The following is a 16582-nucleotide window of genomic DNA, read 5'->3' on the forward strand; positions in this document are numbered from 1 at the left end:
AGTTGTTAGTTATTGATGGTGTTTTTTAAGAGAAAAATAATTTCTGACAGTTCAGCATTTTGCGCTGCCAGAATAAAATCCGGCAATACACCTTCAGTAAGTTTTCTGTTTCCGTATTGAACAAACTCTTTGGCCGAAACAACGAATTTTAGACCTGAACAGGGGAGTGTGAATGTTAAAAAATCGCCGTAATATTTTATTGTTCCTCCGGTAGGTTCACCAATAATTTGTCCGAGGTGATACCTTTTAACAGCTCCGGCAAAAGTGGCTGCAGCACTATTGCTTCTGCCATTTACTAAAACAAAAACCTTACCTGTAAATGGAGAATTGGTTTTGCGGGGTATCTGTATCAACAAACTGTCAGTTATGCGATAAAGCGAATCGACAGGAATATCGGCAATCAGTTTGTAAAAGTCTGGTTTACTCTTCTTGTATTTGCTTTTTAGTTCGAGGCTGGGGCGAACCGAAATGGATGAATACTGAGAGTAAGGTTTGCTTGTTAAATAATTTAGTAAACTATCAACACTGGAGCTTCTGCCACCAGGATTATCACTTACATCAATAATCAGTTTCCCGCACTTGTTTTCCTGTATGCTATCGAAAGCATGACTGAGAAAAGAAGCTAATTTTTCAGTATCGTAAAAGGAGGCAATTTTTAAACAGGCAAATTCATTGTTCTCAGAAAACTGCAGACCGAAAGACTTTTCCTCCTTAGGCGGATAGAACTTATTCTTTAGCTGAAAATACTTATCGTTAGTTACCGCTTTGCAAAGTACTGCAGAATTGAAGCCTGCTATTTTAAGTTCGTATTGCTTGGTTTCGCCGTATAACATCCAGTAACACATTGCAAAAAGCCGCTCAACCGATTTATCGCCGCTGGTTCCGTTTTTATTGCCTGCTAAAACCCTTACATCATGCAGTAGTTGTTTCGAATCAATCGAGTTGATGGACAGAAGTTCAGCACCTGCAATTCCATTTACGGCTTGTTCGGCAAAATATTCGTTTATATACAGCTTGTTGTTCCTTACCCGAATGCTAAACGGCATGCTAAGGCCTCCATTCTTCATGTAATTAATTCTTGTCGAATAAGGGAAATAAAGAGCAGTATGATCATCGTCCACCTCCGATAATAATTTCGATAGAGCTACAAAGCTTTCCACTTTACTGATACTATCGGACAGATGTCCGAATAACAAATCGTATTTTGTCTGCCACTCTTTGGCGAAATCCTTATTCAAAAACTTAGGATGAACATTTGCCAGTTTCTGATGTAAAAACACAAGATCTTGCTCCATTTCCTGTTTTGCGAAATATTGGGGTACATACTGCTGGGCCGTAACAAACTGTTGCAGGCAAATGCACATTAATACAAGACTAAGTGTTCGTTTCATGATTTTCTGAATTCGTGACTGACTTATTTTCACTTTTTCAATTGTTTAAGCCATTCATCCCGATCGTTCAGCACCAAATCGTATTTCGTATTGTCTTTTGTTACTACCCGCAAGCCATTGTCCACAATTCGGCTTGTTTTTCTTTTACTGATTTCTGTAATCTCACTTAAGTAGATAGATGTTTCACCCTTTTGGAAATTGTATTTGTGAGGGCTGAAAATCAATCGTTTATTGGTTAAAAACAACTTGCCGCCAACAGCTACCCAAGTGCCGCTAAACAAATTGGCACCATCTTCATAAATAATAATTTCATCATCCTCCATTTCCGGAGTTTTAAGCTTAGAAAGCATTTTTGGCACGAGTTTTTCCATTACAAAAGGAAAGCCTATCCCAAACAGAATTGTGAAAAGCAGGGTCTGATATAAAACACTCTTGATGGTATAAAGGTCAAAGAAGTAATTCAGAAGCATCAGTACAATTCCATAGGGGATGCCAGATAACAAGACAAATATGATTCTTTGTTTAAAATTTAATTTTTTCATTTAGTTTTGTTGATTGTTAATGGATGGTGTTTGGTTCTGTTTCCAACACTTGGACTTGACTGTTGAGCAATATCTATTATTTAAACTTGCTAATAGGTTTAGTTGAAGAGTCTAATTAGGATTTTTATATATTTCTTGTAAATTCATTTTCTGATAAAATCTCAATATCTGATCCTTGTTCAATATATTTAATTGCTTTCTCTTGTTTATTGCTCATACCATCTTCGCCTACAACTCTATAATCTTGTTGTCCAACAATTAAATAGTCTGTTGATTTGGTAATACTGTTTCCATTTATTCCACCAATATCGGCAATCAATTGTTGTGCATCTTTTCGGATCATTGAAGATAATGTTCCTGTAAAAACAATGGTACGGCCATAAAAAATGCTTTCTTTATTATGTTTTTGTGGGTCACCAATTATTTTTTTTAAATCTATTGTTTTTGACGATTTCTTTGTATCTGATGGCTTATAGCCACCTGAAAACAATTTGCCAATATTTGTTCTTAATTTATCAGGAAAGTCTTCCTTTGATTGGACTCCAGCCTTTTTTAATGCTTTAATAGTAAGCTCCGCTGTTGCCCGACTATCTGACTCCGCTCTGTGATGTTTGAATTTAATATTGTTATGATTGCATAAGGTTTTTAAATCATAGCCGGGGAGTCCAAGCCAAACTTTTTTAGAAAAGATATAACTACAAGAATACTCTAATTCAGGAAATGGAATATTATATGTTTCAAGTGTTTTTCTTAAAACGCTAAAATCAAAACTTGCATTATGGGCAATCAAAAACTGGTTTTCTATTAATGGTTTTATTTCGTGCCATACTTCATCAAATTCTGGCTTTTTTGCAACGTCTTCTGGATTTATACCGTGAATTGAAATATTGAAATAATCAAATTCATTATTAATTGGCTTGATTAGCCATGATTTACTTTCTACAATTTCAAAATTTTTCACGAAGGTTAATCCTATTTCACAAGGACTATTTCTTTGTGATGTGGCTGTTTCAAAGTCAATAGTTATAAAATCCATATATGTTTATATTTTTTACTGAAATATGACTATGTTATTTGGAAATTTCGGTAATTCTAAAATCAATTGCTAAGCTTCTCATGTTTTTAACAAGCTCATGAAGAGAAAATTTAGCAATGTTAGAATCATATTTTTTAATGTTTTTAAAATCTCTTTTAGTTGTGGCAGTATCTAATACAGCTAAAACAAAAATTAGTTTTCTTTTTTTGAAAAGATGGATAAATTCTTTTTCTGTTATTTTATTTAATTGATTTTTAGCATTCAACATATATGTTGACTTTCCCTTAGTATTTTTAAGGCTATTATACATTTTAGTTAAAAAAGAATAGCCGTCTTTTGAATCTTCTTTGATTCTTCTTGCCGCAATATGTATTTGATGACTTAAGTCCCTCATAGAATTATCAAAACCTGCTTTTACATGAATTAAATAGATATTTGAACTATCCCAATGTAATATATCACACGCTTCTATATTTTCAGGAGTGATTTTGTCAAATACTAAAAAATTTTGTTTTCCAATGTGTTTTGCATTGAAATCATTCTCTTTTTCTAAGGAGTAATTCCATTTTTCCAGTGCTTTATTAAATCTATTATCATTAATAAATGACTGACATTGTTCATTTAGTTTTTTCGTAAAACTGTCTTTAATCTCATACCATTCTTTATCTGCTAAAAAGTAACTTTTGTTTTGATGATAAATTTCTGTATAAAAATGATTGCTTAACAAGTCGGATGTAAGTAAATCTCCATCATTTGTTTTACATTCTATATGTGCTCTTGAAATAAGAGTGTTCAATCTGTCTTTTGATAAATTTGAATCATGAGATTTAATATCATCGAGTATTGTTTGGATGTTTTGTAAAGGTTTTTCAAACTCCTTTCCTAGTTCTTTATTATTGAGTTTGTACTTTAAAAAGCAAGTATCTGCATGAAGGTATTTATCAAAGTCTTTATGACATAACTCAATACTTATTTCACTTTGTTTGTTTTGGTACTTTTCTAAGATGGACTTACTTATCTTTTTTTCGAGTTTTGAAATTAATACTTTTTCAGTTTTGTTCAGTTTTTTAACAGCATTGATTTCCACAATCGGATCCACTGTATCTATAAGGTTTTCACACCTTTCAATGATTGATATCAATTGATTGAAGGAAATCGATTTCTTAATACTGAAAGAATTTTTTGCAACACAAAGGCATTCAGAGTCAATCTCTTGCTGACTAAAACCAAAAATTTTAATTAAAAGTTTTCGATTTAAAGAAGAATGTAGTTCTTGGTAAAAGTTTCCGAAACTTTCATTTTCATTTAAATTATATTCATTTCTGAAAAATTTAACTTCTCCAAGTATACCTCCTGTTAAATTTTTTTCTTTAGTGGAACGCAAAGTTTTATCTTCTGCTTTAACTATTCTTGATAGAATTTCTATTCCAAAATCACTTTCCGCAACACTTTGAAGAGCTGTATGCCCAAAGCCACCTGTTGTTGCATATACAATATCGCTTTTTATATTGCGGAGAAGGAGAATGTAGTTTTCATTATTAGTGCCTTTATGTTTTAAGATATCTTGATTTGAATCAGCAATTTTACTTATAAAATCTTTCCATCTAATTTTTGAGGGTGTTCTTTTAAAAAATAAATGAATTTCAAAAATGTCAGATAGGTTTGGTTGAACTATTTGCGATTTGTATTTTTTCTCACGGAATAGTTTAGTCAAATAAGTGATATCAACCGTCTGTTTTTTAGGTAGATTTTTTTTATCTATTTCAACTATTTCATTTTTGAGGCGATAAATGCCTACTTGTAAGTTTTCTGACATATTTATTTGATTTAATTAAAGGATTATAAAATCAATACGTTTTTATTCTCTATCGTTAATCAACTTTCAAAATGAAATAATGGATTATATAATTCCAACGCTTTTCCTTATGCGATCCCCAAGGTAAGCATAAAAATAAAAGTACAAGTGTTTTTGTTTATTAGAATCAGTCCTAATAATTGTTTTCAGGTTAAGTGGCCGCTTGCACTTGCACAAAGTGTTTGTCGCTATTTCTGATGAAGGGGCAATTATTTTGTTTTGAAAGAATGGTGTTGTTAGTCAGTAATTTTGTGCTGTTTGTTTTATTGGTTCGATTTTAAGTCTTATTTGTTGGTTCGGCATCTGTTTAACTGTAAAAACAAAACAAATGTATTTTTTTTTCATCCTGCCCGAGAGCGCATGTTTACTTGGTTTTTTGCAAAAATATGACATAATAATTGGGGTGTGCAATAAAAAAACATGTATTAAAATTAATATTGTTCAATTATTATTTTCTAACTTAGAAACCGTTTTGTTAAGGAGAATGACTCGGCCGAGGCATTTAGTTTCATAAAAAGGAAGTGTAGAAGAAGTTGGGGGAGGATGAAACCAGCAAGCATCATCAGTGAAGGGTATATTATTGTGCTTAAATTGAGGAATGCCCATGTTTAAAGGGTTTTCGCGATGGTAATAGTGTCCTCGCTTTGGAGCGAAGGTGTTTTGAGCATAATAATAGTGTCATTTGCAGACTGCGAAGGCGTTTTTTTTATTGTAAAAGTATTATCGCTTTGGAGCGGAGGTATTATTGGCATAAAAAAGGTGGTTTTTACTGGTGCGAATGCCTTTTTTCTAATCCAAAAGCTGTTTCGCAGCAATGCGAAGGGGGTTTCGAAATGAAAATGGAGTCATCTGCTTGGTGCGAAGATACTTCCGACATACTGATACCTGCTTCGCTTTGGAGCGAGAGCATTATCGTCCTAAAAATGGGGCAATGGAACAAATGCGAAGTGAGTATTGTGTATTGATTTACTGTCTTCGCTAATTAAATTGAAGGTTTTTATCGAATTTTAAAGTATAAGAAAATGAAAATTGAGGGTTTTAGTATAAGTAGATTCAGAAATGCTGAATTTGTATCGTTGGGAAGTGATGTAGTTGCAATTACCAAATCGTACGATTGGGTAGGGCTTGGTATTCCTGGTTTTTATACCCGGGTTGAAACCAGTTTGAATAATTTGGTGGTTCAGTTGAATAAACTGAATACGACAACAGAAACTGCCGGAGCGGGTCTTGCCGACAAGCAGTTTAACAATGCATGGAGGGCTTTAAAGTACATTTGTTTGTGTTACGAGCTGCATCCGAATGAGGATAAGCGCAAAGCCGCTGCTGTTTTAATCAATTTGAGTAAAACGCATGGCTACAATTTGCATCAGGAGAGTTTGCAGGAACAAAATGCAAAAGCAAAAATGTTTTTAGCCGATTGCGAAAATGTAGAGGAAGCAAAATTGGCAATACAGCAATTGGGAATTAAAGATATTGTTGATAATGTGCAAATTGCCTTGGATGCGCTTGTTTTGATTCTTGATGAACGAAACAGTAAAAATGCGGATCAGAAACGTGAGAACGACACCAAATTATTTCGTAAGGAACTTACTGAAAGTTTAGATGGGATGTTTAAATATATGGAATCTATGTCGGGTTTGGTTTCGGGTGGCGAACTGGATACTATGATTAAAAAAGTTAATGAGAGCATTCTGAAATTGGAAATGTCGCAAAATATGAGAGGCCGCCGCAAATCGGAAGAACTTGCTGAAACAGAATAGATTTTTTAACATTGCAATGTTCCCCCTTACAGATGGTTAGCTGTAAGGGGGATTTTTTTTAAATCACCTCAACCCCGGCTTTTTTTCCTCAAGGAGAAGGGAGTATTCTACATTCAAATTTCATACATAAGGAAGCTGCGTTCTCCTCTCCAGAAGGAGTGAGGTTCTTTGTATTGCGTTCGCACTTCGTTTGGAATTATTGGGATTGGAATCCCTTCGCCTGTCGGCTCCGTGAAAGCTTTCGGGATCTCCTCAAGAAGGGAGGATTTTGTTTGTGTGGGGTTCTTTTTTGAAATCACCTCAACTCCGGCTTTTTCCTCAAGGAGAAGGGAGTATTCTACATTCAAATTTCATACATAAGGAAGCTGTGTTCTCCTCTCCAGAAGGAGTGAGGTTCTTTGTATTGCGTTTGCACTTCGTTTGGAGTTATTGGGATTGGAATCCCTTCGGCTGTCGGCTCCGCGAAAGCTTTCGGGATCTCTTCATGATGAGAAGACTTTGTTTGTGTGGGTTTCTTTTTTTTTTGAAATCACCTCAACCCCGGCCCTTCTCCTCAAGGAGAAGGGAGTATTGCACATTCAAATTTCCTGCATTGGGAAGCTGTATTCTCCTCTCCAGATGGAGTGAGGTACTTTGTATTGCGTTCGCACTTCGTTTGGAATTATTGGGATTGGAATCCTTTCGCCTGTCGGCTCCGCGAAAGCTTTCGGGATCTCTTCATGATGGGAAGACTTTGTTTGTGTGAGTTTCTTCTTTTTTTTTTTGAAATCACCTCAACTCCGGCTTTTTTTCCTCAAGGAGAAGGGAGTATTCCACATTCAAATTTCATACATAAGGAAGCTGTGTTCTCCTCTCCAGAAGGAGAGGGATAGGGTGAGGTCCTTTGTATTGCGTTCGCACTTCGTTTGGAATTATTGGGATTGGAATCTCTTCGGCTGTTGGTTCCGCGAAAGCTTTCGGAATCCCCTCAAGAAGGGAAAACTTTGTTTGTGCGGGTTTCTTCTTTTTTTAAGGGGAGATGTTCGAAGAACAAAGGAGCCACTATCTTTTGTGATGTATCTCATAAGTTTTTTTCTCCACTTCACTATTCGATACCCCAATTTTGAAAACTATTGCAAAGCCTATTAAAAATATGAGTAAAGTGATCGCGAAATTTCGCCATGTTTTAGAGCTGCTATCGTAGGGGCCAGCCATTTCATCTGATAGTTTTCCTTTACAACCTTTAAAAAGCCAAACAACAAAGGCTCCAATAAATTGGACTAAAAAATCAAAAAACAGATCGCGCATTGGGGTGTTTATATTTATTGAGACTAATTGATTTCCATGTTAGATATACTTTCTTCTATTGCAGCATTTTGTACTTTGTCCGATGTAATTTCCAAATACAAATCGTTGAATAGATACAAAAGGAATACAGTCAGCAGGTTTAAATAGATGTAATACTCTTTATCCGAAACATTCAACATGATTGTAAATGTTGATGTTATTCCAAGATCGAAATTGAAAAGAAAACCTTCTGTAAAATTAAAGCCAACATTAAATTTTGCTCCCGATACAAAGAAATACTTGTAGCCACCAAAAGCTATACTTACTAGTTGTAATATCTGCGATACCATAGAAACGATTATTCCTGACCTGTACTCTTTTTTTAATAGTAAAGTTCCTGCTTTTAGTGAAAGTAAGTACAGTCCTATTGCAATAAATAAGATAAGGAGTAAGGGGCCGTTAATAGTTCCAGTTCGGAATAGTAAGACGGCAATTATATAGAATCCCATGATTGCACCAATAATTTGGTAAATGCCGAGGATTAAAAGAGTTATTTCTGCAGATTTAATTCTGATTTTCATAGGTTAATTTGTTGGGTGTTAAGAGTTGTATTTTATTCCTGTCTCAAAGCATTTTTTTTTGATTTTAGCTGACTTACAATTCCATTATCATTTCAAACTGTTTCCCGCTAACTAAAATTGAGTTTGATTTAAGAAACTCCGTAATCGACCCGCACTCTATTTCCGCATTGATGCATTTTATGGAGTTGTGTTGATTCAATTTCACCATTTCTTTAAGAAGCAGGCTGCCAATGCCTTTTCGTCTGTGTATTGGTTCAACAGCAATTTGGGTAATGTCGCCCGATTTAGCTTCAAAAATACCATAAGCCAATAGTTGCTCTTCCTTAAATACTCCCAGTAGAGTAAAATTATCCGGTTTTCTTGATATGGCTTCGAAACTATTTTGCCAGGATGGTATGAAGTCGCAGAATGAACTCTGTTTTTCGGCTTGCGATAAATCGATTGGCTTAAAAGCATAGGCAGGATTTAATTTCATGGAATCAACTTTTATGTCCTCATTTTTCTGAACGAAATAGTTGAACTCACGGCTCACGCAAAAGCCCAGCTTTTTATATACTGATATTGCTTTTGTATTGTGCTGCAATACCTCCAGCAAGTACTGAAAAATACCCGCCTCTTTTAAAAATGGAATGGAGTAGTTGAATATTTTGCCGGCCAATCCTTGTCCCCGATATTCTTTGACAGTTCCGGTTCCGGTATCGTAGGCCATTTTAGTTCCGTTAAAAGAACCGATTCCATTGCAGGTAAAAGCTACCAATTTATTGTCATCAAATGCGCCAAAAGATAGTTCGGGAAGGAATCCTCTGCGGTGCAGCATGGTTTTTAATTCCTCACTGTCTAATTGTATTTCATAATCGTTAAATGCCTGGCTAAAAGCTTCGAAAAGCTCAGGAAAACGAATTCCTGCCAAAGATTTTATTGTAATCATGATCAGCTAACTTGTTTTAAATGAAGTGTGATTTCGAATTTATCAAAAGCTCTCTGATAAACAAAACGTGCAGTATAATTAATTGGTAAAATGGCTTGGTTGTTTCTAATTTGGATTTGTTATGAATATCTATTTAAAGGATTGGATGTTATTTTCTATTGTACAAAGTGATAAAAAGCTGTAACTTAAGTTTTATTCACCTAAAACTGGTTGTTATGAAAAAAATACTACTATTTGTTATTATGGTATTGTTTTGCGGTGCAGGTATTGCACAGCAAGAGCGGTTTCTGGTTTTTGAATTCATGAAAGTTCCCAACGATCAGGAAACGAATTATTGGGAGACAGAAACTTTTTGGGAAAAAATACATGCTGAACGCCTTAAAAGCGGAGAAATTAAAGGTTGGGATTTATGGTCATTAAAACCTGGTGGAACAGAGCAGGGCTATCAGTATGTAACGGTGACTATTTATGACGATCCGGTAAAAGCTTTATCGGATGGAGATGTGTGGAGTGCAGCAAAAAAAGCTTATCCTGCCATGTCGGATGAGGAATTAAGGAAAGCATTGCAGAATGGTGAGAAATCAAGAGAACTTAGTAAAAGAATGTTTTTAAAAGTAATTAAGACCACGGACGATAATTTTAAAATGGATTTAGGAACTGTTATGCGAATGAATTTTATGGAGGCTGCCAAAGGTAAAACAGATGAGTATGAGAAGGCTGAGATAAATCTTTTTCTTCCAATGCATCAGGAAAGAGTAGAAGCCGGAAGTATGAGCCATTGGGCTTTGGCAAGAGTACTGATGCCTTCGGGCAGTAAAGTTCCGACTACTCATATGACTTTTGATATGTTTAAAGATTATCTTCATTATTTTGATGCCTATGGCCGTAATGAAGTATTTAATGTTGATGCCGAAACTCAAATGAAAATAGATGAAGCAGTAAAAACAAGAGATTTGAATTGGACTTATTTGGGAACCTTGAAGAAAACTGTAAAATAGACGATTGTGCCATTAATAAAAGAGGATAAGATTGCTTTCTTATCCTCTTTTGTGTGATCAAAATTACTCGTGAACTAAAATTGTTTTCATCTTTAATTTGTATTCATTATTACATACCAGTCCCATTCGTTTGGATCTCCAGCACCAACACTGGGAGTGTAACGAAAAACACCGATTTTTTTACCACTTTTAAGATATCTTGATACAATTGATAAATGATTAACTGCATTCCAAATGGAATCAAGTGGATACTCAAGTCCCTCTTCCGGAAAAATGATTTGAAATTCATCATCATCAGGTTTTTCAACCGGAGTATTCAAAGTGGCAAACTGTGAAGGATAATAGAACCATTTTGGGAATTTTAAATGTCCGGTTCCATCCCAAACTATCGAACCATTAAAAATTACCTCATGGCCTGGTTCATAAAATAAACTGATATTTCCAAAATCTCCCGGAGGATCGTAATCTACACCAATAGGAATAGTATCAGCATCTGAATATTCAGCATGCAGAAAGAGCTCCGTACCTTGCTCAAATTCGTAACTGGTGTAGTCAACCTGCAGCAGCAATATGCTCTGCTTGTGTTCGCGAATGTAAACATAGTCCGAATCGTCTAAACAGCCCGTCATCAAACCAAGTAATACAAAAAACATCCATCTCTTCATCATTACAAATTTTAAAATTATCAGTCTAATTGCCACAAAAATAATGCCTTAGTGTATTCATGTGTACTGCAATTTAGGCTCATTTTTTTTAATGATGAAGAGATTTGGACTTTCTTGCTTTCAGTATATTAATATTTTACGCTCAGCTCAAGCACACTTCTTGTTTTAAGACCAAACAATGGTCTTAGAAAACCAATTCTCTTAATAAGCAATTCGTACAGAGAAAAAGATCCTACCGTTGTAAAGGCGATAACCATAACGAATTTTGCGAAAACCGGCATCTCAAGAGGCAAAATAAGAACTGCAGCCAGAAACATAAATGCCATGTGTAAAATATAGATAGGATAGGCTGCCTGACTTAGGTAGCTAAGTGCTTTACTTGGTTTGTTCAGGTATTTACAGGCAAAACCGAATACCGCAAAAATCCAGATGTTCGATTCAATGGATAGTAAGTAATTGGGTGTTTTAAGATCAAATGCCAACAGACGAACAAGATACAGGCCAAATGCAATGCTTACAAGTAACCGTCTCCATTTTAGTATGGTATTGTCTATCTAGCAAAATGCAAGTTTAGCCGTTTATTATGCACAAAAAGGCGATACAAAAAAAGCGATTGAACATTTGGAATTGTTTTCGAAAGGGAATAACTACCAATATTGGTTTCTTCTTTTCTTCGAAATAGACCCATTGGTTGATAATATTAAAGACCTTCCCGAATTTAAAAAAAGTATGAAGAGACTTAAATCTACCTTCTGGAAAGACCATAAGAAAATTAAGCTTTCTCTTGAAAAGAAGGAGTTGCTTTTAATACCAGTTTTTATTAGTTGTTTTACTCCTTTAAACAACAATGCTTAAACCGATTAAAATCAGTTTAAGCATTGTGTGTTATTGGTAATCCGGTGTTGATTATTTTATTACCGGTACAATGGTAAAGCTGTAATGATATACTTTATCTGCATAATATAGATATGGATTGTGTGGTTTTGCACCCCAGCTGTTATCACCGCCAAGTCCCATCATTTTGTGGTCGATGTGAACTTCTACGAATTTGTGCTCTTTTACATCAGCAGTTGTGCGTCCAAGTTTCTCCGTTCCCGGATCAAAATCAGACGTAGTGTAGTGCAGTGCATTGAATTCAATAGGTTCACTGCCGGCTATTATTTTTATTCCCAAACCTGATTGATTGGTTAGGCTTAACCAGCGAACGTCTGTTTTATGTCCGTTTTCCTGAGGTCGGTTGTATGGAAAATATTGATCAGCTGCATTCGATTGATACAATCCAATGAACGATGCGGTATTTCTGTCAATATAATTTTCCTGAGGGCCACGGCCATAATAAGCAAGATTATTAAATTCCTTTGGCAGTTTAAACTGTAATCCAATACGCGGGATTTCCGGTAACTTTTGCTGTTTAGCTTCGAAGCTATAGTTTACATTAATTTTACCATCTCCGTAAATTGTATAAGAAAGTTCTATTGCACCTTTAATACTTGGCAGTTGTAATTTTGCATGAACAGAAACTTCCGATTTAGAGATTTGTTTCGATGTAAATTCCTGAAGATTTGCATCATTCATAGCCTGTTTCCAAATTTCACATCGTTCCGGCATTTTGTTTCCGAAATCATTATCGGTAGGAGCACGCCAAAAATCCGGTACTAACTGGTCTTCTATTAATTCGTATCCATTCAATTTGTAGGAAGTGACCGCACCCGATTTTTTTGAGAATGAAGCTGTAAAATCCTTGCCGGTAAGGCTTAACTGATCTGCATTCTCTTGAATTGAAATCAGATCAGCAGAAATCAAAAGATCTTCCGGGGCTTTAAATTCACTGACTTCAAATTGTTCTGAAGCAACAACATGACCGAATGGTATTAGTTCTGTTTCCTTGGCCTGTAAAGCAAACAGGTTGATGAAATATTCTGTTCCTTCGCTTTGATTAAAATCACCCAAATCGAGTTTAAATTCTTTTTCAGATTGAGGAGCCACTCCTGCAGGGGTAAATTCTCCAGACTTTTGAACAATACCATTAGCCAGTAATTCCCAGTGAATTTGGTAACTATTCAAATTTTTGAAGAAATAATCGTTTGAAACTTTAATAAGTCCTTCAGAAAGATTAACTGCTTTAAAATTAATGTTTTGATATACTTTTTTTACTTCGTACAAAGCGGGATGCGGAGTTAAATCAGGATCAACAACACCATTTAAGCAAAAATTACCGTCATTATACACCCATTTTGGCTCAAAATGACCGCCATATGCCCAAAACCGTTCTCCGTTTTCAGTGTACTTTGCAATTCCCTGATCCATCCAATCCCAAATAAAACCACCTTGCATTTGTCGGTTCTTACGAACCAAATCCCAATACTCCTTAAAGTTACCGTTGCTGTTTCCCATGGCATGAGAATATTCGCACCAAATAAAAGGGCGTTCCGGATCTGTACCAATCCATCTTTTTTCTACACTTTCAATAGGACGGTACATGTCACCAATAATATCGGTATGTCTTTCTTTTACGTCGGTCATTTTTTCAGCACGTTCGTAATGTACGGGCCGGTTACCATCAATTTCATTAATCTTTTTATAACAAGCCAAAAAATTAGGTCCTGTTCCGGCTTCGTTTCCCATGCTCCAAACAATTACCGAAGGGTGGTTTTTATCTCTTTCCACCATATTTGAAGTTCGTTCTACATGAGCCGATTTCCATTCCGGATTATTTGCTAAAGTATTCTTTGGCTCGTAACCCATTCCGTGCGATTCAATATTGGCTTCATCATACAAATAAATTCCATATTCATCGCATAGCTCATACCAAAGAGGATCATTAGGATAATGACAGGTACGAACCGCATTGATATTAAATTTTTTCATGGTACGGATATCGTCCAGCATATTTTTTCTGTTGACAACATGTCCAAAATAAGGATTGTGTTCGTGTCTGTTAACTCCTTTTAACAGGATTGGAGTTCCATTTACCAATAATTGTCCTCCTTTAATTTCGCTGGTTCTAAAACCAATTTTAATCGACGTGGCTTCTACTACTGCATTTTCTTTGTTCATTAAAGTTAGCAGCAGGGTATATAAATTTGGCTCTTCGGCCGACCATTTTTTCACATTGGGAATTTCACCTGTAAATGAAATTTTCTTAGTCTGATTTTTCATACTGAATTCAGATTGGTCAGTCAGAATTTCATTTCCTTCACGATCCAGAATTGTATATTTAAAATGATATACACCAGTATTTTTTCTTGAATGGTTTTCTATTTCAGCATCTAAACTAAATACACCATTCTGATAGTTTTCATCCAAGAGTGCTTTGGCATAAAAATCATTAATATGTGTTTTGGGGCGATAATATAAATTTACATCCCGTTGAATGCCGGTTAATCTCCAAAAATCCTGATCTTCCAGATAACTGCCGTCAGTAAATTTAAAGACCTGAACAGCAAGTTTATTTTTGCCATCTTTTAAATAAGGAGTGATGTTGAATTCAGCAGGCAGTTTAGAGCCTTGGCTGTAACCAACTTTTTTACCATTTATCCAAATATAAAAGCCTGATTTTACCGATCCAAATTGAATATATGTTTCTCTGTTTTTCCAATTCGAAGATGGTGTGAAATAACAGATGTATGAACCCGTAGCATTGATTGAATCAGTAATGAATGGTGGATTCTGTTCAAACGGATAAGCTGCATTGGTATAGTTGGCAAATCCATAATTGTACATTTCCCAGTTTCCAGGAACCGAAATTTCATCCCAATCGCTGTCGTTAAAATCTTCCTGATAAAATTCTAAATTTCTTTTGCCTGCACTTTTGCTGTATTGAAATTTCCATTTTCCATTTAAACACTGAATAGTTTCCTCTTTTGAAGGATCAGCGGCTAAAGCCTTCTCTATGGAAGAGTATGGGGAAAAAGTAGCATGTGCCTTTTCTCTGTTCTTCTGAAATACATGTGGGTTTTCCCAATCGTTCTGACTAAATGAGCTTTGGCATAAGAGTACAAGCCAAATGATGGCAATGAAATGTTTCATTTCTTTTGGTTTTTTAGATGATCAACTAAATAGGAATATGATAGCTTCCAATACTTACCTGTGGTGGCTGGTAAGTACGCAAAAGTAAGCCGTTCCGAATTTATTAAAAACGTCAGGATAAACAAAATAATAAAGACGCTAAAACACCAGAGACTGATTATTAAATACCATTTGTATTTAGTTTTGTATCTGCTTTTACTGCAATTGAGGATTTCTCGCTTTAATTGAGAAAATCAGTAAAATAATAGCATAGGTGACTCCAGCGTATCCTGCTATGCTATAGCTTCCGGTTAATGTGAATATTCTACTGAAGAAAAGGGGTGCCATTGCACTTGAAAATACAACTAAGGACATTGATAATCCGCTAATCGCACCCAAATGTTTTCGCCCGTAAAAGCGAGGCCAGGTAATTGCTACTAAAACTGAATACAGGCCGCCCATAATACCATTTCCCAGTATTAATACATAGTAGCCAATTTCAGATCCTAAAATTGCAATCCCTAAACTTGATAACAAACATCCAAGTAGAAAAATAATCAGAAGCTTTTGCATTTTTATGTAATCACTTAGAAGATTACCTAAAATTGCAGAAACAATAGAAATGATGGAAGCAGGAACAAATACACTTAAAGCTTTTTGTTCCGAATATCCACATGATTCGAAGATAGATATGACATTAAAGGTAAAACCGGTAATGAAAAATGCATTAAAACTTAAGCCAAAAGTAAACAGCCAAAATACCCATGTGTTTCGTGCTTCTTTTAGAGTATATTGTTTTTTAGTTTGAAATGTAGGATTGCTTTTGTGTTTTGGCTCAATAATTTTTCCATCAGGAATTAAACCACATTCTTCAGGATTATCCCGGTAAAAGATAAATGCGAAAATAACAAACAGAAAAGTAAGTACTGCCAAAATCTGGTAGGTAATACTCCAGTTAAAGCGGGTAATAAGCAGTGCTATAAAAAGTGGAGATACGGCAAATCCAAAAGATTGAATCGCACTGGAAAGACTATTTGCCAATCCTCTTCGCTGGTCGAACCATTTCATGATCAGGTTTCGTGAGGCCAAGGTTAGTACTCCTTGTCCCGAGAAGCGTAAGAAGAAAAACAATAGAGAGATCAGAATAAATGAAGCTGTTGAGAACTCGATGCTGACAAAGTTTGATAACGACCCTGATAAAAGATCAGAATAGGAAAATAGTATTAATGTTACGGCTAATCCTAAGGCAGCGATCATTGCTGTGAAGCGGGCACCAAATTTATCGTAAATTTTACCTGCATATGTTAAGAAAAGAGAACTTGCCACAGTACCTATCAAATAGGCTGAACTCAATGCATCACGACTTAATTTCAACGAATCGATTAAGTAATTGGTAAATACCGAAACGCCCATTGTTTGCCCGGGAATACTACTGATTATACCAATGGTACCTGCAATCATACAAATCCATCCGTAAAAAAACGGGATTTTTGCCGGAGCAAACGGGAAGTTCGGATTTCTTTTCAAACCAATAAATTTAAATAGATATAGT

13 protein-coding genes are annotated in these 16582 nt (G+C 35.4%); 3 read left to right on the forward strand and 10 right to left on the reverse strand.

Features of this window, described 5'->3' with window-relative positions:
• Positions 1-5: 5 nt before the first annotated feature.
• From GQR60_RS02685 to GQR60_RS02700, 4 genes are all read right to left on the reverse strand, one after another.
• Positions 6-1391 (reverse strand): S41 family peptidase, encoded by a 1386-nt coding sequence (locus GQR60_RS02685; protein WP_124991450.1) that lies wholly within the window; start codon positions 1389-1391, stop codon positions 6-8.
• A 29-nt stretch (positions 1392-1420) separates the two neighbouring features.
• A complete protein-coding gene (locus GQR60_RS02690) occupies positions 1421-1933 on the reverse strand; it encodes a GRAM domain-containing protein (protein WP_124991451.1) in 513 nt (170 codons plus the stop codon).
• 124 nt (positions 1934-2057) lie between these two features.
• A complete protein-coding gene (locus GQR60_RS02695; protein ID WP_124991452.1) occupies positions 2058-2969 on the reverse strand; it encodes an exonuclease domain-containing protein in 912 nt (303 codons plus the stop codon).
• Positions 2970-3003: 34 nt separating this feature from the next.
• Entirely contained in the window at positions 3004-4785 is a 1782-nt protein-coding gene (locus GQR60_RS02700; protein WP_124991453.1) for a DUF6119 family protein, read from the reverse strand.
• A gap of 663 nt (positions 4786-5448) precedes the next feature.
• On the opposite strand from GQR60_RS02700, the gene GQR60_RS02705 reads away from it, so the two are divergent.
• Both GQR60_RS02705 and GQR60_RS02710 read left to right on the forward strand, forming a co-directional pair.
• Positions 5449-5661 (forward strand): hypothetical protein, encoded by a 213-nt coding sequence (locus GQR60_RS02705; protein WP_124991454.1) that lies wholly within the window; start codon positions 5449-5451, stop codon positions 5659-5661.
• 185 nt (positions 5662-5846) lie between these two features.
• Positions 5847-6584: a DUF6261 family protein gene (locus tag GQR60_RS02710; RefSeq protein WP_124991455.1), complete on the forward strand. Its 738-nt coding sequence runs from the start codon at positions 5847-5849 to the stop codon at positions 6582-6584.
• A 1310-nt stretch (positions 6585-7894) separates the two neighbouring features.
• Here GQR60_RS02710 and GQR60_RS02715 read toward each other — a convergent pair.
• Together GQR60_RS02715 and GQR60_RS02720 are read right to left on the reverse strand one after the other, a co-directional pair.
• On the reverse strand, positions 7895-8431 hold the full coding sequence (locus GQR60_RS02715; RefSeq protein ID WP_124991456.1) for a hypothetical protein: 537 nt from the start codon (positions 8429-8431) through the stop codon (positions 7895-7897).
• Between the two features lie 73 nt (positions 8432-8504).
• Positions 8505-9359, reverse strand: coding sequence for a GNAT family N-acetyltransferase (locus GQR60_RS02720; RefSeq protein WP_191991582.1), 855 nt, complete (start codon positions 9357-9359; stop codon positions 8505-8507).
• 215 nt (positions 9360-9574) lie between these two features.
• On the opposite strand from GQR60_RS02720, the gene GQR60_RS02725 reads away from it, so the two are divergent.
• A complete protein-coding gene (locus GQR60_RS02725; RefSeq protein WP_124991457.1) occupies positions 9575-10357 on the forward strand; it encodes a hypothetical protein in 783 nt (260 codons plus the stop codon).
• 92 nt (positions 10358-10449) lie between these two features.
• Here GQR60_RS02725 and GQR60_RS02730 read toward each other — a convergent pair whose 3' ends face one another.
• The 4 genes from GQR60_RS02730 to GQR60_RS02745 form a co-directional block, all read right to left on the reverse strand.
• Positions 10450-11022, reverse strand: a complete 573-nt coding sequence (locus tag GQR60_RS02730) for a hypothetical protein (protein ID WP_124991458.1) — start codon at positions 11020-11022, stop codon at positions 10450-10452.
• Between the two features lie 128 nt (positions 11023-11150).
• Positions 11151-11504: an acyltransferase family protein gene (locus GQR60_RS02735; RefSeq protein WP_124991459.1), complete on the reverse strand. Its 354-nt coding sequence runs from the start codon at positions 11502-11504 to the stop codon at positions 11151-11153.
• Positions 11505-11928: 424 nt separating this feature from the next.
• Positions 11929-15051, reverse strand: coding sequence for a glycoside hydrolase family 2 TIM barrel-domain containing protein (locus GQR60_RS02740; RefSeq protein ID WP_124991460.1), 3123 nt, complete (start codon positions 15049-15051; stop codon positions 11929-11931).
• A gap of 195 nt (positions 15052-15246) precedes the next feature.
• Positions 15247-16557 (reverse strand): MFS transporter, encoded by a 1311-nt coding sequence (locus GQR60_RS02745; protein WP_124991461.1) that lies wholly within the window; start codon positions 16555-16557, stop codon positions 15247-15249.
• Between the last annotated feature and the right edge of the window lie 25 nt (positions 16558-16582).

Source organism: Labilibaculum euxinicum, assembly GCF_009795715.1.
GTDB lineage: Bacteria > Bacteroidota > Bacteroidia > Bacteroidales > Marinifilaceae > Labilibaculum > Labilibaculum euxinus.